Annotated in this window: 15 protein-coding genes; 6 read left to right on the top strand and 9 right to left on the bottom strand. The window is 45.2% G+C overall.

The window, feature by feature from the left end; translation table 11 throughout:
- Window positions 1–42: 42 nt before the first annotated feature.
- Window positions 43–3,396 (bottom strand): transcription-repair coupling factor, encoded by a 3,354-nt coding sequence (gene mfd / locus IM792_RS19080; RefSeq protein WP_194103504.1) that lies wholly within the window; start codon window positions 3,394–3,396, stop codon window positions 43–45.
- 84 nt (window positions 3,397–3,480) lie between these two features.
- Here mfd and IM792_RS19075 point away from each other — a divergent pair, with 84 nt between their 5' ends.
- Entirely contained in the window at window positions 3,481–3,960 is a 480-nt protein-coding gene (locus IM792_RS19075; protein WP_194103503.1) for a DUF4199 domain-containing protein, read from the top strand.
- Window positions 3,953–4,249: a DUF2752 domain-containing protein gene (locus IM792_RS19070; protein WP_228085266.1), complete on the top strand. Its 297-nt coding sequence runs from the start codon at window positions 3,953–3,955 to the stop codon at window positions 4,247–4,249. The genes IM792_RS19075 and IM792_RS19070 overlap by 8 nt, the downstream gene beginning before the upstream one ends.
- Here the strand turns inward: IM792_RS19070 and IM792_RS19065 are convergent.
- The 7 genes from IM792_RS19065 to IM792_RS19035 all read right to left on the bottom strand — a co-directional run bounded on the left by IM792_RS19065 (window position 4,246) and on the right by IM792_RS19035 (window position 15,020).
- Entirely contained in the window at window positions 4,246–5,568 is a 1,323-nt protein-coding gene (locus IM792_RS19065; RefSeq protein ID WP_194103502.1) for an AarF/UbiB family protein, read from the bottom strand. The genes IM792_RS19070 and IM792_RS19065 overlap by 4 nt on opposite strands.
- A 44-nt stretch (window positions 5,569–5,612) precedes the next feature.
- Window positions 5,613–6,266 carry a TetR family transcriptional regulator C-terminal domain-containing protein gene (locus IM792_RS19060; protein ID WP_194103501.1) on the bottom strand — a complete coding sequence of 218 codons (654 nt, stop codon included), beginning with the start codon at window positions 6,264–6,266 and terminating at the stop codon, window positions 5,613–5,615.
- A 613-nt stretch (window positions 6,267–6,879) separates the two neighbouring features.
- Window positions 6,880–8,439, bottom strand: coding sequence for a 2-oxoglutarate dehydrogenase complex dihydrolipoyllysine-residue succinyltransferase (gene odhB, locus IM792_RS19055; protein WP_194103500.1), 1,560 nt, complete (start codon window positions 8,437–8,439; stop codon window positions 6,880–6,882).
- A 160-nt stretch (window positions 8,440–8,599) separates the two neighbouring features.
- The gene (locus IM792_RS19050; RefSeq protein WP_194103499.1) at window positions 8,600–11,404 is read right to left on the bottom strand and encodes a 2-oxoglutarate dehydrogenase E1 component; all 2,805 of its coding nucleotides are present in this window, start codon (window positions 11,402–11,404) and stop codon (window positions 8,600–8,602) included.
- A gap of 137 nt (window positions 11,405–11,541) precedes the next feature.
- Window positions 11,542–13,074: a cryptochrome/photolyase family protein gene (locus tag IM792_RS19045; RefSeq protein WP_194103498.1), complete on the bottom strand. Its 1,533-nt coding sequence runs from the start codon at window positions 13,072–13,074 to the stop codon at window positions 11,542–11,544.
- Window positions 13,075–13,147: 73 nt separating this feature from the next.
- Window positions 13,148–14,452 carry a DASH family cryptochrome gene (locus tag IM792_RS19040; protein ID WP_194103497.1) on the bottom strand — a complete coding sequence of 435 codons (1,305 nt, stop codon included), beginning with the start codon at window positions 14,450–14,452 and terminating at the stop codon, window positions 13,148–13,150.
- Window positions 14,453–14,549: 97 nt separating this feature from the next.
- Entirely contained in the window at window positions 14,550–15,020 is a 471-nt protein-coding gene (locus tag IM792_RS19035) for a DinB family protein (RefSeq protein WP_194103496.1), read from the bottom strand.
- 119 nt (window positions 15,021–15,139) lie between these two features.
- On the opposite strand from IM792_RS19035, the gene IM792_RS19030 reads away from it, so the two are divergent.
- The 4 genes from IM792_RS19030 to IM792_RS19015 all read left to right on the top strand — a co-directional run bounded on the left by IM792_RS19030 (window position 15,140) and on the right by IM792_RS19015 (window position 19,503).
- Window positions 15,140–16,855 (top strand): glycosyltransferase family 39 protein, encoded by a 1,716-nt coding sequence (locus tag IM792_RS19030; protein WP_194103495.1) that lies wholly within the window; start codon window positions 15,140–15,142, stop codon window positions 16,853–16,855.
- A gap of 12 nt (window positions 16,856–16,867) precedes the next feature.
- Window positions 16,868–17,890 (top strand): hypothetical protein, encoded by a 1,023-nt coding sequence (locus IM792_RS19025; protein WP_194103494.1) that lies wholly within the window; start codon window positions 16,868–16,870, stop codon window positions 17,888–17,890.
- Between the two features lie 22 nt (window positions 17,891–17,912).
- On the top strand, window positions 17,913–18,629 hold the full coding sequence (locus IM792_RS19020; protein WP_194103493.1) for a DUF2490 domain-containing protein: 717 nt from the start codon (window positions 17,913–17,915) through the stop codon (window positions 18,627–18,629).
- Between the two features lie 79 nt (window positions 18,630–18,708).
- Window positions 18,709–19,503, top strand: a complete 795-nt coding sequence (locus IM792_RS19015) for a uracil-DNA glycosylase family protein (RefSeq protein ID WP_194103492.1) — start codon at window positions 18,709–18,711, stop codon at window positions 19,501–19,503.
- 73 nt (window positions 19,504–19,576) lie between these two features.
- Here IM792_RS19015 and IM792_RS19010 read toward each other — a convergent pair whose 3' ends face one another.
- A complete protein-coding gene (locus IM792_RS19010; RefSeq protein ID WP_194103491.1) occupies window positions 19,577–20,314 on the bottom strand; it encodes a head GIN domain-containing protein in 738 nt (245 codons plus the stop codon).
- Window positions 20,315–20,512 lie beyond the last annotated feature (198 nt).

Below are 20,512 nucleotides of genomic sequence, written 5' to 3'. Positions count from 1 at the left end.
CACAATGCCGATAATTTAATACACGAGAAAGCCGACGGGCTTTTATACCTCCACCATTCCGGCCAACTCACTCAATAGTTCCACGGCTTCGTCAATAGTGCTCACACTATCAATACTTAAGCGCAGGGTATTCTTTACTTCCTTAAGATTGGTGCGTCGAGGGTTGCCCTGTACAAAGGTAAGCACCCGCCTAAAGGCATCAGTTTCAAAGTATGGCGATTGCTGGTTGGTGATGAAATAACCGCGCAGGATGTTCTTCTTAAGCGATATCTTTTCAAAACCTATGGCCTTGCCCAGCCATTGCAAGCGCATGGTATTCAGCAAATCATTAACCTGCGGCGGTACCGGACCAAAGCGGTCGTTCAGTTGCTGCTTAAAGGCTATCAGCTCGGTTTCGTTCTCCAGTTTTGAGAGCTCGGTGTACAGGTTATAACGTTCGGACAGGTTAGTTACATACTCATTCGGTATCAATATCTCCTGGTCGGTATCAATTTGTGTGAATGATATAAAAGTGCGCGGCTTTTCTTCCGGGAAAACTTCCTTAAACTCGTCGTCCTTTAGCTCCTGGATGGCCTCGTCCAATATCTTATGATACATTTCAAAGCCTATTTCGGCAATAAAGCCGCTTTGTTCGGCACCCAAAAGGTTACCGCTACCGCGAATATCCAGATCGCGCATGGCCACGTTAAAACCACTGCCCAGGTCACTGAATTCCTCAATAGCACTAAGTCTTTTTCGGGCTTCGGTGGTAAGGGTTGATAACGGTGGACTCAGCAAATAACAATAAGCTTTTTTATTACTACGCCCTACACGGCCACGCATCTGGTGCAGATCGCTCAGGCCAAACATGTGGGCATGGTTAATAATGATGGTATTGGCGTTAGGTATATCCAAACCGGCCTCAATAATGGTGGTTGCTACCAGCACATCGTACTCGGCGCTTACAAACTTCATCATCACATCCTCAAGCGCATCGCCATCCAGCTGACCGTGGGCTATACCTATCCGTGCCTGTGGCACCAGTTTGCGTATCAATCCGCCAAGCTGTGGCAGATCATTCACCCGGTTATGGATAAAGAATACCTGGCCACCACGTGCCAGCTCAAACTCAACCGACTCCTTTATCAGCTTATCGTTAAACACATGCAGCTCGGTAACTACCGGCTGGCGATTTGGTGGCGGGGTTGATATAATGGATAAGTCACGCGCGCCCATCAGCGAGAAGTGTAGTGTACGTGGTATTGGCGTAGCCGTAAGCGTAAGCGTATCCACATTAGCGCGCATTTGTTTCAGTTTCTCTTTGGTTGATACACCGAACTTTTGCTCCTCATCAATGATCATCAGGCCCAGATCCTTGAATTTAACATCCTTGCTCACCAAACGGTGCGTACCAATGATAATGTCGACTTTGCCTTCTTTCAACTTCTCCAACGTGTCCTTGATCTGCTTGCTGCTTTTAAAGCGGTTAACATAATCAATATTGCAAGGGAAGCCTTTTAAGCGGTCGCTAAAGGTTTTGTAATGTTGTGCCGCCAAAATGGTTGTTGGCACCAGTATGGCTACCTGCTTGCTATCGGCAACGGCCTTGAATGCCGCGCGCACGGCCACCTCGGTTTTACCAAAACCAACGTCGCCGCAAATCAGGCGATCCATTGGGTGTGGCGATTCCATATCTTTCTTGAAATCGAGCGTGGCCTTTTCCTGATCGGGGGTGTCCTCATACAAAAATGAGGCTTCCAACTCGGTTTGCAGGTAACTATCGGGCGAGAAGGCATTACCCGTTTGCGCTTTCCGTACAGCATAAAGCTTGATCAGATCGCGGGCTATGTCCTTAACTTTTTTTTTTGTGGTTTTCTTTAGTCGTTCCCAAGTATCGGTACCCAGTTTATTCATTTTAGGCTGATGCCCCTCTTTGCCACTGTACTTTGATATGCGGTTAAGGGAGTTGATGTTCACATACAGTAAATCATTATCGGCGTAGATCAGCCTGATCATCTCCTGCGTTTTGCCGTTAACCTCTACCTTTTCCAATCCCGCATATTTGCCTATGCCGTGGTCAATGTGCGTAACGTAATCGCCTGATTTTAGTTCCCGCAGATCCTTTAAGGTGATGGCCTGCGAACGCTGGTAGCTCTTTTTAAGCTTGTATTTATAATAGCGGTCAAATATCTGATGATCAGTATAGCAGGCTATATGCTGCCCGTGGTCAACAAAACCCTCGCGCAATGCAATGTTTATCGGGGTGAACTTTATAGTCTTGTCCAGATCGTCCAATATAGCGTAAAGGCGCTCTATCTGCTTGGGCGAATCGGTAACTATAAAGTTCTCAATCTTATCGGCCTCGTTGTTTTTGAGGTTATGGATAAGCAAGCTAAAATCCTTATTGAAAGATGGCTGTGGGCGCATTTCAAAATGCAGTTGCTCGCTATCCTCGTAAAAAAACTGCTTACCAAACTCAACCACGGCAAAATCGCGCAGCTGGTCGGCTATCATCTTTTCATCCGTAAAGCTGAATTTGGGGTCTATCCAGTCTGGGTTCTGCTGTTTATCTTCGGATGATAAGGCCTTCCAAAGCTCTGTCGCTTTTTTGTGCCCGGTTTTTATAATATCGAGGGTAAACTGTACATCCTTTATCCATAATTGCGAATCAGGCTCTACGTATTCCAGCAGCGAGATATTATTCTCTGTAAGGAATTTTGATTGCACATTAGGCACAATGGTAATGCTTTTTACCTGCTCGGCAGATAGCTGGCTCTCTATCTCGAACGTACGGATAGATTCCACGTAATCGCCAAAGAACTCCACCCGGTAAGGCAGGTTGTGCGAGAACGAGAAGATATCGACAATACCGCCACGTACCGAGAATTGGCCCGGTTCGTACACAAAGTCGACACGCTCAAAATCATACTCTACCAAAAACTCGGTAATAAAATCAATGCTGAGGCTGCTGCCCACACTCATTTCGAGTGTATTTTTTTCGAGTGATGAGCGGTCTATCACCTTTTCGGCCAAGGCCTCGGGGTAGGTAACAATCAGCCTGCCATATTCGGATGAATGGTTAAGCTCATTCAAAACCTCGGCACGGGCAAGCACATTGCTGCTATCGGGCTGGGTAAATTCAAACGGTTTGCGGTATGATGACGGGAACAGCAATACCTCTTTACCGGTAAGGCTTTCCAGGTCGGCCTGAAAGTAGGCAGCTTCTTCACGTTCGGGCAGCACAAATATCATGTGCCGGTGCTGCAAAAAGTACAAAGCTACCGCAGTGGCGGCATCACCCGAGCCGACCAAACCACGTAACTGCACCCTGGGGTTCTTTTTAGCATTAAGCGCTGAAGCTAATGCCGTTACCCTTTTGTCAGTCTTGTAACGTTCTAAAATATCACGTATATCCAAAATTGCCGCAAATATACTTAAAACTGCTTCTTTTATTTAGCATAACCCAAATTGTGACACAAAGTTCAAACAAAACAAGCTTAAATGCGCTTTACTATTTACCTGGTGCAACAGGCATCGGTAAAACAGTTTAACCTAACTTTTATACTTATAGAGATGAAAAACGCATTACTATCCGGATTGGTTATCGGCATTTTTAGCGGCCTTTGGTTACTTATAATGTACAAAGCCGGCTATAACCTTGAAGACTCAAAAGCATCGCCATACGAGTACATATCGGTATTAATACCTATTGTGGGCCTGCTTATAGCTATTAAGGATTACCGCGACAATTACCTTGGTGGTAAAATGGGCTTTTTAGAAGCGCTGGTACAAAGCTTTAAAATATTGATTTTTGGCGGTATACTGGCTGTTTTTGCAGCTATTGTATTTATCAATTACGTATCAAGCGGAAATAATTTTGAAGAATTCTCGGGCCGTATGTTCGGCGCATTGCTGGTTGGTGTAATAAGTGCATTTGGTGTATCTTTACTATACGCAACCAATTCCGAAAAAGTTGATTAAAACATTATTCGCTAAGTATTTTGAATTAACCTTTTGGGTGGCGGCCATCATAGCGCTTGCCGTAACCGCCCCAAGTATAGAAACACATTTTAGTTTATGCCCCTTAAAAATGGCGGGCATAACGTGGTGCCCGGGCTGCGGCCTGGGCCATTCTATTTCATGGCTTTTCAGGGGCAATATCAGTAACTCATTTCAGGCTCATTGGCTGGGTATACCTGCCCTGGGTATTATTGCCTGGCGGATATTTACGTTAACGCGAAACAACCTGGTTAAGCCCCATTATCATTAATATTCAAGTACTACATGTGGCTTGTAGGTATCGGTACGCACCTCGGCCTTTAACTCGTGCAGTATGTTGTACAGGCCAAAGTTGGTACGGTTTACGTAGATGAAATGCTTTACCCCACGCGGCTGTTTGAACTCCGGCATTTTTGATATTTTCTCGCCAAAGCGATACAGGCTATCGAAAAATACCGTTTGCCCAAAATCAAAAGTGCTGTTGATATATGGCATAGCGAACAGGCTGATCATCTCCTTATAGGCATTGTAATAGAATTCTATTTGTGCCGCGCTGTCGTTAGGGTGGATCATATCCAACAGGCGGAAAGCCTTGATGGTTTCCTCCTTATTATCCAGCAGATCAGTTGATGTGAGCGAGAAAAACGGGGTATAAAAATCGTCCGGCATTTCCTTAATGCAGCCAAAATCTATTACGCCTAATTTACCTTCAGGGGTGATCATGAAGTTACCCGGATGCGGGTCGGCATGTACGGCGCGTAATTCGTGCTGCTGAAAATTATAAAAATCCCATAGGGCCTGACCTATCTGGTTACGCAACTCCTGCGATGGGTTGGTAGCCAAAAACTCGCGCAGGTGTTTACCCTCCAGCCAATCCATAGTGATGATACGCTTGCTTGATAGCTCCGGGTAATACACCGGGAACACCACATTATTGAGGATAGAACAGGCATTGGAAAATTCGATAGAGCGGCGTACTTCCAGTTCGTAATCCGTTTCTTCCAACAAACGCTCCTCAACCTCGCGCATGTATACATCCAGCTCACGCTCGTTCATGCCCAACAATCGGAAAGCGAAAGGCTTAACCAGTTTCAGATCCGACGATATGCTATCGCCCACACCGGGGTATTGAATTTTAACGGCCAGTGTTTTGCCATTCAGTTCGGCCTGGTGTACCTGGCCTATAGATGCCGCGTTAGATGAACGGGGATTAAATCTATCGTATATCTGATCGGGCGTTTTTCCAAAATATTTGCGGAAGGTTTGCACAATAAGCGGCCCCGACAATGGCGGCGCGTTGTATTGCGATTGCGAGAACTTATCTACATACGCCTGCGGCAGCAGGTTTTTATCCATACTAAGCATTTGCGCTACCTTTAGGGCGCTGCCTTTCAGTTCGCTTAATGACTGGTAAATGTCGGTAGCGTTATCCAGGTCAAGCTCCGTTTTATCCATATCCGGATTGAACAGCTTTTTGGAGTAATGCTTAACATAATTACTCCCTATCTTGATGCCGGTTTTAACAAACTTGGCCGAGCGTTGTACTTTGCTGGTAGGTATGCTGTTTTGTTCTTTTGGCGTTTCGCTCATATTGTTTTTTAAACCCTTTTTCGGGTTACATTCACACAGTTGGTTTAAAAACCAACCTTTTCTTTAAAGCCACTGTTATTGTAAAGGAATTTGCCGTACTCAATCAGGTTATCTATCGGCGTACGCTCAAACAAATCGAACGTTACGTTAATACCTTTCTCGATAGCCTCGTCGGTTTTTTCAAACCCTGCTGAATTATCCTTAACCCAAAAGTTAAGCACAAAGCCGAATTGCATCCACAAGCCATCCTTATAACGCTTGGCGAAGAACTTACGGTCGGATAGTTCGCCGCTTTCCAGCCCTTGCTTTAATATGGCATCGGCAAAGTTTTCAAATTCTACCTTTAATTTATCGAGCACTACCGGCGCGCTCAATGCACGGGCATGCGTGTTAAGACTGTATACCGCGAAGCTTCGGCTGCCTTTCAGCAACTCAAAAAAGGCATAGAAAAATGATAGCGCCTTTTCGCGCGAGCTGTATTGCGCCCAAACTTCCTGCGCCTCAATTTCGGTAAGGGTTTTCTTAGCGAAATCAGCCCAGATGCTTTGCTCCACACCCTCGAACGAGCCGAAGTATCGGTAAAACTCCTCCTCGGTAGTATCATTCTGCTTAGCGAATATGTAAACCGATTTGGGCTGCGAACCCTCTGTTAATACATGATCTATATAGGCGCTTTGTATGCTTTCGATTGTTGCCATGGCCATTGGTTTTATATAAAGATACGTAGTAAACAGCAAGTTATTGTTAGAAATATGTATAATTAAGGCCGGATGACAAACGGGACTGAAGGATGAAGTAGTTATCGACTGATAACATTTCAGTAAATTATCTTCCGGGAAATCGTCTTATGGAACAATTTGTAAAAAAGAGATATAGTAATAATATGAAACAGGAATTATTGGATAAGCTATTTAAACTTATACTATCTATTACCGAAAGGCCCGCGATGTACCAGGTTTCAAAGGTGGAAGATATATATTTAGTAATATTTGGGTATTTAACCGGCTGTCAATCTGACTCTCTTAATGACTTTCACGAGAACTTTAGAGCATTTGTTAACAAGCACTTTGCCGAAGATTTCACATCTAAATCCGATTATGACTGGCCGAGGTTAATTCGTTTCTATTCAGCCGGTGATAAGCATTCTGTAGAATTATTCGGACAATTATTTAATGAATACGTCAAAGTATTGCTTCGACATTCCTAAATATCTTAAGTTAAAGCTATCGTTTATATCATCCTGTTCAGCAAAAGATATATTCAACAAAAAAGCCCGGCATAACCGGGCTTTCATATTTAATATAGGTTTAATTAAACACCTAACAGCAACCTTGCAGGGTCTTCAAGCAATTGCTTAACCCTTACCAGGAAGCTTACCGACTCGCGGCCGTCAATAATACGGTGATCGTATGACAGGGCAAGGTACATCATCGGGCGTATAACCACCTGACCATTTACTGCTACCGGGCGCTCAACAATGTTGTGCATACCCAAAATGGCCGATTGCGGTGAGTTGATGATCGGGGTCGACATCATTGAACCGAACACACCACCATTGGTAATGGTGAATGTACCGCCGGTCATTTCGTCAATACCCAGCTTGTTCTCACGGGCTTTACCTGCCAGGCGAATTACTTCTTTCTCTATCTCGGCCAGGCTCAGTTTATCAGCGTTGCGGATAACCGGAACAACCAAACCTTTAGGAGCCGATACCGCGATTGATACATCAGCATAATTGCTGTAAACTATCTCCTCGCCATCAATACGGGCACCAACTGAAGGCCAATCCTTCAACGCCTCGGTAACCGCTTTGGTGAAGAACGACATAAAGCCTAAGCCAACGCCATGCTTCTCTTTAAATTTATCTTTGTACTTGCTGCGTATCTCCATAATAGGCGACATATCAACCTCGTTAAAGGTGGTCAGCATCGCGGTTTCATTTTTAACGGCAACCAAGCGCTTAGCAACCGTTTTACGCAACGACGACATTTTTTCGCGACGCTCGCCACGTTCACCGGCAACAACAGGCGCGGCAGCCGGAGCAGCAGGTTTGCTTTCAGTTTTAGCAGGGGCAGGGGCAGCTTTTTGAGCGTTCACCGCATCCTCTTTAGTGATACGACCAGCAACACCGGTACCATTTACCGATTGCGGATCAACACCTTTCTCGTTCAATATTTTTGCCGCGGCAGGCGATGGAGTGCCTGATGCGTAAGTTTTTTCTGATGATGCAGAAGCGGCCGGAGCCGGGGTCGCAGCCGGAGCAGCATCAGCCTTTGGAGCAGCTGCCGGTGCAGCGCCACCGCCTGTTATGCTGGCTACTACTGTACCTATTGGTAAAGTATCGCCTTCGGCAGCCAGGGTTTTTAATGTACCTGCTTTCTCGGCAGTAAGTTCAAATGTTGCTTTATCTGACTCCAGTTCGGCAATGGCTTCGTCCATTTCAACGGCTTCGCCATCCTTTTTTAACCAGCGCGAAAGGGTAACCTCAGTAATTGATTCACCCACCGGTGGAACTTTGATTTCCAGCGCGCTTGCAGGCTCGGCAGCGGCTGGTGCCGGTGCAGCGGCCTCCTGTGCAGGCGCTGATGGTGCAGATTCATCCGCTTTATCGGTATCAGCCGGGGCGGCAGCGGCTCCACCATCCTCAATGCTGGCTACTACTGCGCCTATGGCTAAGGTATCACCTTCGGCAGCAATGGTTTTTAAAGTTCCGGCTTTCTCGGCGGTCAGCTCAAATGTTGCTTTATCTGATTCTAACTCGGCGATCACTTCATCCATGGCTACCTGGTCGCCGTCTTTTTTTATCCAGCTCGACAGGGTTACTTCGGTAATTGATTCGCCTACCGGCGGAACTTTTATTTCTAAACTCATAATGGTAGTTATACTTATTTTATTTGTCCGTACCCCATGGTGAATTGCCCATGGTGAATTTTGTATGCTTTTTATTTAGTGTATTTGGTCAATAGTCCATGGACCATTGACGATAGCCTTACACTATTGACCATGGTCCATGGACTATCAACTATAAATATCAATCCGCTCCCGTTTCGGCCATTTTCTTGGTCTTTTTGTCGATGCTTTTCTTAACCTCTGTATCGCCCGGGGTTTCAAACGCTTTGTTGATGATGTACAACTGCTGCGCGGCGTGCTGTTTAGCGTAACCGGTAGCAGTACTACTGCCCTCAATGCGTGATATAACGTGCAGTTTGAAAACAGTATCGTTATGAAACTTACGGCAGATGTATGGCCAGCCACCCATGTTCTCAGGTTCTTCCTGCACCCAGATAAAATCAGTAGCCTTGGCATACTTTTGTTTTATCTTAAGGATATGGTGAACCGGGGTAGGGTACAATTGCTCGATACGAACAATGGCAACATCCTTACGGTTATCGGCCTGTTGTTTTTCAAGCAGGTCGTAGTATATTTTACCGGTACAAAGCAGTACACGTTTTACTTTTTTCGGGTCAGCCCAATCATCCTCATACAATTCGTGGAAACGACCTTTGGTGAACTCCTCAAGCGGCGACGAACATTTAGGGTTACGCAGCAAGCTCTTAGGTGTAAATATAACCAGCGGCTTACGGAAACCACGTTTCATCTGGCGGCGCAGTATGTGGAAGAAGTTGGCCGGGGTGGTACAGTTAGCTACCTGGATATTGTTATCGGCACAAAGCTCTAAAAAGCGCTCAACACGTGCTGATGAGTGCTCAGGGCCCTGACCTTCGTAACCGTGAGGCAGCAACATTACTAAACCATTGCCACGTTGCCATTTAGTTTCGGCACTGGCAATGTACTGGTCAACAATGATCTGCGCACCGTTAAAAAAGTCACCGAATTGGGCTTCCCAAATGGTTAACGCTTTAGGGTTAGCCAGGGCATAACCGTATTCAAAACCCAATACGCCGTATTCTGACAGTAAAGAGTTGTAGATATATAAAGGTGTATTACCGGCAACGGTTTCCAGCGGGGTATACTCGTTCTCGCTTTCGGCAAGGGTAAGTACCGCGTGCCTGTGCGAGAAGGTGCCGCGTTTAACGTCCTCACCGCTCAGCCTTACCGGGTGGCCTTCTTTTAATAATGATGCGTATGCTAACAACTCACCCATGGCCCAATCGAACACACGGGTTTCGTTAACCATTTTATTACGATCCTCAAAAAGCTTTTCTATCTTTTTAAAGAATTGCTTGTCTTTAGGCAACTCCGTTATCTGGCGACCGATCTCCAACAGTTCAGCTTCAGGTACCGATGTATCTACCGGCATCATCAACTCTTTCTCGGTTGGTAGTTTAAGGCCTTGCCATGCACCGGCAAACATCGGCAACTGGTCGGTAAACCTATCCTGTGCCTTAACCTCGTCAAGCGCTTTTTGTAATTCAGCCCTGAAGGTTTTTTCGGCATCTTTTACAAATTGCTCGGTAACGCTGCCTTCGGCAATCAGTTTTTTCAAATATACTTCGCGCGGGTTAGGGTGCGCGTCGATAGCCTTGTATAATACCGGCTGGGTGAACTTAGGCTCATCGCTCTCGTTGTGGCCGTAACGACGGTAGCACAATATATCAATAAACACGTCGTCATGGAAAACCTGACGGTACTCCATAGCCATGTTAATTACATAAGCCAAAGCCTCCACATCATCACCATTTACGTGGAACACCGGCGAAAGCACGGTTTTAGCAACGTCGGTACAGTAAGTACTTGAGCGGGCATCCTTAAAGTTGGTGGTAAAGCCTATCTGGTTGTTAATAACCAGGTGAATGGTACCACCGGTGCGGTAACCTTCCAGCTTTTCCATTTGCAATACCTCGTAAACAATACCCTGGCCGGCTATTGAGGCATCGCCATGTATTAGTATCGGGGCTATCTTGGTAAAGTCGCCATTGTATTTAAAGTCGATCTTTGAGCGGGTCAAACCTTCAACAACCGGGTCAACCGCCTCAAGGTGCGATGGGTTAGGGCACAGGCTCAGGTGAACCTTTTTGCCGTTGGCCGCCTCAACATCTGTTGAGAAACCCAGGTGATATTTAACGTCGCCACCAAATGGTGATTCCGAATCGTAATTCTTGCCTTCAAACTCCGAGAAAATTTCCTTGTAGGTTTTCTCCATAATGTTGGCCAGCACGTTCAAACGGCCACGGTGAGCCATACCAATGATGAACTCCTCGATACCAATTTGCGCGCCTTTTTGGATCACTGAATCCAGGGCGGGTATTAAAGCCTCGGCACCCTCAAGCGAGAAACGCTTTTGCCCCAGGAATTTGGTGCCCAAAAAGTTCTCGAATATTACGGCCTCGGTAAGCTTGTTAAGAATGTGTTTTTTATCGTCGACAGAGAAAGCAGGCTTGTTGCGTTGCTTTTCCATACGCTGCTCAAACCACTTTATCTTTATCGGGTTACGTATGTAACGATACTCGGCACCAATAGGGCCGCAATAAGTATCTTCCAGCAGCTGGTGAATGTCGCGCAGTTTGGCAGCGCCAAGGCCCAATTCAACACCGGCATTAAATACGGTGTCCAGATCAGCCTCGCTCAGCCCAAAGGTGTCAAGCTCCTTGCCGGGGAAGTATTTGCGGCGCTCGCGCACCGGGTTAGTTTTTGAGAACAGGTGGCCGCGGGTACGATACCCGTTGATCATGTTCAATACGTTTATCTCTTTTAAAAAGTGCTCGGGCGTGTCCGCCGCTACCGCTTGTTCAGCCGGTGAGTCCTTTCCAAAATCAAAACCTTCAAAGAATTTTTGCCATCCGAAATCGACCGATTCGGGGTCCTGTTTATAACTTTCGTATAAAGAGTCGATGTAAGCAGCGTTCCCGCTGTTTATATAATCATGGTCACTCATGGTGAATTATATCTAAAATCAGTGCAAAAGTAAACATAACGCATTAGAAACCTTGAATTTTATTTGTAAATCATACGCTCAACAAAACGTTATTTTAAAAATATGATCCGGTAGTTACTAACAAGCAATGTTTATAACTATAACTCATTAATTGTGCCGATGTATATACCGGCTAGTTTATTTATTTCGTCCATTTCATCCCGGCTCATTTTATTCATAATGTTATACATCATACCTATGCGGTGGTTGCCTTCAAGCTTATCGGCATTGCGGTAAAAAAAATTCCAGTACAGGCTATTGTAAGGGCAGGCCTTGTCGCCGGTTTTCTTCTTATGGTCGTAATGGCAATCGCCGCAGTAATCACTCATCTTATTAATGTATGCCGCCGATGATACATAAGGCTTAGAGGCGATGATACCGCCATCGGCAAACTGACTCATGCCACGGGTGTTAGTGATCTCCACCCATTCAATGGCATCAATATATACACCCAGATACCAGGCATCCACCTCATCAGGGTGCAAACCGGCCAGCAGCGCGAAATTGCCGATAACCATCAGCCTTTGTATATGGTGCGCCCAGGCATAGTTTAATGATTGGCCGATGCATTTGCTGAGGCAATTCATTTTGGTTTTACCCGTCCAAAACCATTCGGGCAGTTTTTCGCGATGATCAAAAAAGTTGAGTTTGGAAAACTCAGGCATCTTGGCCCAGTAAACGCCGCGCATAAATTCGCGCCAGCCTAATATTTGCCGGGTATAGCCCTCCACCTGCGCCAGGGTAATTTCGTGTTTGTGTTTATCGTAATGCGAGAGCACCTTGCCAATGATCTCATGCGGGGCTATCATCTTTGAATTTTGCGCGAACGATATGCGCGAATGGAACAAGCTGATATGTTGTTGCAGCATGGCATCCTCATAAGTACCAAAGTGCGGCAGCAAATGCTCGCAAAAATAGTTGAGCAGTTTCAGGGCCTCGTTTCTGCTAAGCGGCCACGCCAAATGCTTTTCATCAACCTCTCCAAAGTATTTCACTTTTTTATGGTCGATCATTTTTTTTAGTTCCGATACATCGTGATTAAATTCAATGGGCGGCACCAATGGCGATTTGCCATCATACTTTTTGCGGTTATCGTGATCAAAGTTCCATTTGTTGCCGAGCGGCTTACTGCCCTGCATCAGTACCTGATGCTTTGCGCGCATGTGGCGGTAAAAATTCTCCATCAAAAAATTTTTGTCGCCAAAAAACTCCTTTACCTCGTAACGGGTGGTGAAAAAATGTTCGGTGTCTGCCGTGCCTGTTTCTATCTTAAGCTTTTCGCAGATCTGCTTTAGCTGTTCATCCAGGCGATACTCATCGGGTAGCTGATATTCAAAGCGCCCGATATCCTCATCCTTAATAATATGTTTAATGTTGCCCTCAATGGTTTGGGCATTCTGCTTGTCATCAAGCTTAAGATATATTACGTGGTGCCCTTTTTTGGTAAGCTGATGGGCAAAGTTGCGCATGGCGGCAAAAAAGGCGAGTATTTTTTGCACGTGGTGCATAACATACTCCTGCTCCTGCATTACTTCCATCATTACATACACCACTTTATTGTCGGGCTTTTTAAGCCAGCTGTGGTTGCTTTTTAACTGATCGCCAAGAATTAAACGCAGCGTTTTGCCCATGCAACCTTAACAGGGCATAACAGGTGTGGGTTTTAAGAAAATTTAATGAAGATTTGTTTTAAACAACAGCGCATCAAACCACGTGCTCGGCCTCATGTGCCGATAGCCAGGTATCAATAAAGGGGCTCTTGGTTTCAAGTTGTGCAACCTGACGATTAATGAAATTCTTGTTCTCGCGCGGATCATTACCTACGCCGGCAACAAAAGCCCAGTTACCCCAGTTGCTTGCAGGCGAGTAGTCAATCAGTTTTTCCTCAAAATATAGGGCGCCGCGAGTCCAGTCGACTTTTAGATCGCGCACCAGATAACCGGCAACTATTTGCCTTGCATAATTATTAATATAGCCTGTAGCGTTAAGCTGATGCATGGCGGCATCAACATAAGGTACGCCGGTTTGGCCGGTAGCCCACTGCTCAAACAATGTATCCTGATCGGCAACTGTTTCAGGGGCTTCGCTCTTAAAGCCTTCGGCATTGAAGAACTTTTTGCCATGCTTTTTAAACATGAAGCGGAAATAATCGCGCCAAAGTAGTTCCAATATCAGCGGATTATTGTTGCTATTGCCCTCGTGCCTGGTTACTTCAAAATATACCCTGCGTGGCGACAGGCAACCAAATGCCAGCCACGGCGATAATTTTGATGTATTATCGGCAGCGGCCTGCGGGTTACGCGCGGCTTTGGCCTTAACAGGTGTGTTAGTATTAAAATATTCTTCGAGGGCGGCTATACCTGCACATTCGCCACCTGCAAAGGTGATAGTTGCGCGTGAGTCATCAACCGGTTCATCCAGCCCCAGATCGGTTAATGCAGGCATTTCGCCCGCATCGGTTATCTCCGGGGTGAATATTTTTTCGGGCGTATCAGTTTCGGGGCGAACGCTGCTATCACGCTCCACCTTCTTTTTAAATACTGAAAAGCTATCCGGAATATCCTTTATCGGGAAGGGAAGATCCTCCTTATGATATAAGGTATGGCCGATGAAATGCTTGAGGTTGATTTTCTGTTTCCACAAGGCAGCCTCTACTTCTTCAGACATGGCTGTTTCCTGCGATGCTACCTCGCGGTGATGATAAACCTCATTTACCTGGTATTCGGCAGTAAGCTGCGGGATAATTTCGGCCGGGTTACCGGTGCGTATAATAAGCTCGCCGCCCAGCTTACGCAGGTTTTCGCGCAGATTGGCAATGGATTGCAGTAAAAACCTCGCCCTGAAATTGCCGGTGGTTGATCTGCCGGTTTCGGCATTCTTAAAATATTGTGGATCGAAACAATAAACGGGTAATATCTTATCGGCTTTGCGTGTTGCCTCTAACAATATTTCGTTGTCGTGCACACGCAAATCATTTCTAAACCAAACAAGTATAATCCGTTCACTCATAGTTATTCAGGAGTAATAACTTACCGCAGTTTTACAAAAATGCAAAATATTTACCTTAGTTTTTATTACACCGGTAATATTTGACACCCCATCAACATTAAAGCTGTTTACCTAATAATGCACGGCGCTGCGCCAAAATATAGCCGTGGTGCAAGCCATCATGAAAAGGCAAAAAGCTAATGGCATCATCAATATTATTAATAGCTACACCGTAACGGGTTGTCCACGGCGTATAGTTGCTGAAAATGCCATCCTTATAATCCTGCTCCAGCTGATCAAGGGTTGATTTAAAAAGAGCCTTAAAATCATCCACTTCGGGCTGGCTTATAAACTTTTCGGGCTTGGTGCCGGGTTTGTAAAGCTCGTACATTTCGGTACTAATGTGGGTTTGCAAACCCGCGCGCAGATAGCAAACACCTTGTTGGGCGGCTATTATGTGCCCTAAATTCCAGGCTATGTTGTTGCTGAACCCGGCGGGTACATTATTAAGTAAATGCAGGTCGAGCGAATCTATCAGTTGCAAAAGCTGCAACCGAGGTTTTAGTAATATCTCAATGGCTTTCATCATAGCTATCAGGGAAGCTGGTGGTTAAAGGCCCTAATTTATAAACTTATACCCAACCAAAATCTCTTTATCCTGTCATAAAATAAACTTAACCTTATTAAGTTTACCTTTACAAACGGTTAATGCTTTATACACAACAAACACATAACAACAAAAACGACGCTAAATATATCGGCTGGTTCCTGGCCGTGTGGACGTTGTTCAACATTATTCAGGCCTGCACCCTTGAGCTGCATAGCGATGAGGCCTACTACTGGCTATACTCCCGTTTTTTAGATTGGGGCTATTTTGATCACCCGCCTATGGTGGCCCTGTTCATCCGTGCCGGAGATGTGTTTTTGCATAACGAGTTCGGTTTGCGGCTGGTGAACATCCTATCAAGCACCGCGTCATTATACCTGCTCTGGAAAACCGCTGAACAATTAGGAGCCTCGGCCAAGTGGTTCATACTTGTGGCCAGTGGTATGTTCACGCTCCATATTTATGGTTTTATAACTACGCCCGATGGACCGTTGCTGTTTTTTACCGCCCTGTTTTTTTACGTATACCAACGCTATTTGCTAAAGGATAGCTGGTTGCAGGCATTGCTGCTGGGTATAATTTTAGCCGGATTGCTATACAGTAAATATCACGGTATATTATTGGTAGGTTTTACCATACTGGCCGATGTTAAAATATTAAAACGCGGCACCTTTTGGCTGATAGCCGCCGTTGCCCTGGCTTTGTATGTGCCGCATATAGTATGGCAGGTAAATCACAACTATCCATCGGTAGCTTATCATTTGGCTGACCGGTCGGAGAAAAGTTACAGGTTTGATTATACCTTCTTCTACATCCTGTCGCAAATGCTGATGGCGGGTGTGTTAACCGGCTGGCTGTTGTTTTATAAAGGCTTCGCGCTGTCGGCCACCAATAGTTTTATCCGCGTGTTAAAGGTGAACTTTATAGGTATCATCCTTTTCTTTTTATTCACCTCGCTGCGTGGCGAGGTACAACCGCAGTGGACCATCATCGCTTTTGCCGTCCTGCTGATCTGGCTGAGCGCGCAGTTAAGCCATGCCGCGCCGCCTGCCTGGCTGCAAAAACTGGCCGTGGCTAACATTGTAATTATTGCCATTATACGCTTGCTCGTCGTAGCTCAACCGGCGCCTGTACAACAGGTACAGGCAATTAAAAAATTCTTTGGATATAAGGATTGGGCGCACACCATCAAACAAAAGGCCGGCGATAGCTGGGTGGTAATGAATGATGGCTTTCAGCTACCAGCAAAGTATTGTTATTATAATAATACGCTCAAATGCTTTTCGTACGATTCGCGGTATTATCGCCTTACCCAGTTCGAGATCTGGCCGCTGGAAGATAGTGTACAAAATAAACGTGTATTCTACGTTGCCCGCGACCCCGACGAGGCCACTACCGATACCCTTACCACCCCGACAGGCAAATGGTATACCGGCTGGATAGATAGTTTGCGTACCTATCAGCGGGTAAGCATCACTACCGATGAAAAGAAACTGACACTTGCACCGGGACAATCGCATACCTTTAACTTAATCATAACCAACCCGTATCAGTACCCCATAAACTTTAGCAACACGGGTGTAAAACACAAGGTTGATCTGCAAGCCTGCTTTTTTGATGGTAAGCAGGAAGTGGAGGTTCAGGGAGCTGATAGCACCTTTAATCAACTACAAATTGAGCCGGGGCGCAACGCGCAATACAGCTTTACGGTAAAAGCACCGTCAAAAAAAGGCAGGTATGATATGCTTTTCTCCTTACACACAGCACCTTTCAACGGCAACCGTAATAGCGGCTTTATAACTTTTACAGTGGAATAGGTACATTTGCGCATGTTAAAAAAGCTTTACCTATTTTTATTATTTATCACGATTAATTCTGCGGCCTGGGCGCAACAGAACATTGATATACATTTCAATGCCCTCGGTTTTTTAGATAACCGCGAGTACAAGGCATTCATTCCCCGTTCACGTACTTATTCAGGCACCCGTTTGGCCCTCGATCTGGGTTGGAATGTGGATAGCGTTAACCGCTTTGTGGTGGGTATGAACGGCATACACGAGTTTGGCGCAAAGCCCTACTTTTTAAAGGTTAACCCGGTTGCTTATTACGAGTATCATAGCAAAAACTGGTTGTTTAACGCCGGTATGTTCCCTCGCGAAAATTTGCTTGCCGATTACCCCCGTTCTATATTAAATGATACCCTGCGTTACTACCGCCCCAACGTTGAGGGTTTGGCAACACGCTATACCAACGAGCATTTTACCGAAACCGTTTGGCTGGACTGGGTGAGCCGCCAAACCGCTACCGACCGTGAGCAGTTTTTGTTCGGCTTTTCGGGTAAGTACAAACCATCGGTTAACGGACTGTTCTACCTGTCGCATTATTTTATGATGCTGCATGATGCCGGTGCCGAAATTGCCGACCCTAACCATCCGCTGGGTGATAACGGCGCGGCACAAATAAAGCTCGGCCTTAATCTTACCAGACTAACCGGGCTTGATTCATTAAGTGTTGAAGCCGGTGGCATGATGTCGCTGGAGCGCATGAACCGCGATATCGGTTTTCAAAACCATGCGGGCTTTGTAGCCAGCGCCTACTTTAGCTACAAGCGTATTGCTTTGTTCGATGAATTTTATGCAGGGCAGGGTCAGCACGTCATCTACGGCGACTCATACTACCTTAAAAAACTGTATAACCGTTTAGATGTTATTTACACGCCGTTCCTGTTCAAAAACATTAAGGGGCAGTTTGTGTTCAGTTTTCATCAGTCGCCCGCGCACCTTAATGATAACCAACAGGCTTTCCGCATAGTGGTTGATCTGGGTCGCAAAAAGCTGGTCAACTTCAATTAATAACCAATACCGATCCTGAATTATGAGAAGCAAACACCTTATACTGTTAATGCTGATGTGCCTTGGCAGCAGCAGGCTGTTTGCGCAAAACTCACAATTTACCACATGGGGTGCCTGGTTCCATACCCAAAAACTATCGGAGCACTGGGGTTACGCGTTCGACGGGCAATTGCGCTCAGCCGATAAGGTCGACTACCTGCGTAATATCCTCCTTCGGCCATCTGTAGCTTATTATTTTAATAAGAACCAGTTTGCAAATGTGGGTTATGCGTACGTAACCACTTACGGCCGAACTGTTGATGGCGATAAAACCTTCAGACCCGAAAGCCGTACCTGGCAACAGTTTACGCAGGTGAATAAAATAGGGGCAAGCACCCAGGTATCGCACCGTTTCCGTTTGGAGCAGCGCTATCTTGGTGATTCGGCTGATGACCGGGATGATAGCTATTTCGCCCAGCGTTTCCGCTATTTTATACGTGCTGTTATCCCCACCAGGCGCGATACCAACTTTAGCCGCGGCACATTCATCGCCCTGCAAAACGAGTTATTTTTGAACGTGCAGAACAAGGATAAGGTGAACACCCACTTTTTTGATCAAAACCGCGCTTACGTAGCCTTTGGCTACCGTTTCAGCAAAAAGTTTGATATTGAGGCAGGCTATCTAAACCAATACACCAAAGCTGTAAGCAGCGGTACTGTTAATAATGTGGTGCAGTTGGCGTTGTATACGAGGTTATAATTAAGTATAAACCTCGTTACATAACCCTGTAAATCTTTTAGTAGATTTAGCATGTACTTTATTAACTTAAACTTATATCATGGAATTCTGCAATTTTTCTACGACTACAATTAATGGGATTGTCACTGCGTTTGAAAAAACATTCTCAATTGACCGATCAGCTTTCGTTGCCTCTTACAGTTTTTTTTGTGACTGTTTTGAAAATACAGATGCTCATTTGAGTTATGTAATGCCTCATTTAAACAGATCTCAGATTCAACCTATCACTAATGATAGTTTATTCATTACCAAATACAACGATACTAATTACTATCTCGGGATTGACTTGCCAATTTATATTAGTAAACCAGGAAATATTAAAAACGTTGTTGTAGTTGCAGAAGATCCTTTGCGTAACCCCGCAGATCCTTTGATTTCAGCGAGTAAAGAATATGCTTTATTAGGCACCCCCTTTGCTACTCATTTAGAATCAATGAGACGAGCACTAAAAGAATATTGGGATTTTCATCACGAGTTATTAAATAACGGGTTTAATGTTTATATAACAGACATTAATAAAATTTGGCTAAAAGCCACTACGGGAACTAAAGAAAATATACCAGGTGATTTGGCAGAAGGATTTAAACAAACCCTACAAGCAGAGATTAATTTGTTGCAACCTGATCTATTAGTGGTGTATGGTAAGAAAGCAGCAAATGCAATTGATAGTATGGAACTTCAAATAAGCGCAAAACGATTGATGTTTCCTCATCCATCACGAACAGCGAATGGCACTTGGAAAAAGCTATTCTCGACACACTATCCTAATGTTGAAAAGAACTGCTCATCAATCAACAAAGTTGCTTACATGATTGAAAAGACCTTAGCAATATAGATGTTTTGATAAAGCAGGAGCCTCTCAAAATTCTCTGAAAGGCTCCTGCTTTATTATGATTAGCGGTATCTACTTAAAACTTATGTACATCTCCGCTGCCGGAAGTTGATGATGATACGTTGGTGGCGCCGCCGGTGTAGTATATATCGCCGCTGCCTGCTACTGCCGCTTCAACCTTTTGTTTGGCATTTACGCGCGCATCGCCACTGCCGGCAACCTTAACTGATGTGTTTTGGGTAACCAGGTCGCCGCCTGTAAAATCACCGCTGCCTACTACCTTAACGGTTGATGTTCCGGCAGTACCGCTTACCTTGATATCGCCTGAGCCTGAGATGCTGCTTTCCAGTTCGTTTACGGTAACCTTGCCCGATATATCGCCCGAGCCGCTTACACGCAGGGCCAGCTTATCGCCCTTGATGCCATTCTTAAAATAAATATCGCCCGAGCCCGACATGCCGATGCTGTTCAGGCTTTTAGCGGTTATATAAACCACTATTTTTTTATTGCCTGAGTTCCAGCCCCAATTATCGTTCTTGCTGTAAATTTTTAAGGTGCCACCATCTACTTCGGTAATTATCTTGCTGATAACGTCTGATGGTGCTTCAACCTTAACTGATTCTGTTGAACCCTGGGTAATATAAATATCCCACGAGCCTGATACCGAAACCGCTTTAAAGCCCGACAGATAGCGATCTTCAGTTGTTTGTACCGGGCGTATAATTGCCTTGTGGTTGGTGTTCGATGCAAATGTAGCTGTGGCGTTGCCTGCTAAAAGTACAGCGGCAAGCATTATTGTGTTGATGGCTTTCATGATGTTATTGATTGTTTATACTAATTGTGTTTAAGCTTATATGATTATTAGACGCCACCACCTGCCGATAGGTTGCACCCTGCACCTAAAAATATTTTGCCCGATGCCATGTTTATTGTCTTAATGGCCAAAACACGCAAACAAAACCATCGCCTTATTTGATTTAATTTACTCATAAGCATCATTAACCCATTTGTT

The organism is Mucilaginibacter sp. JRF (assembly GCF_015223065.1).
In the GTDB taxonomy this organism is placed as follows: domain Bacteria; phylum Bacteroidota; class Bacteroidia; order Sphingobacteriales; family Sphingobacteriaceae; genus Mucilaginibacter.
The sequence above is the reverse complement of the archived record's forward strand: the minus strand, read 5'-3'. Positions and strand labels throughout refer to the sequence as shown.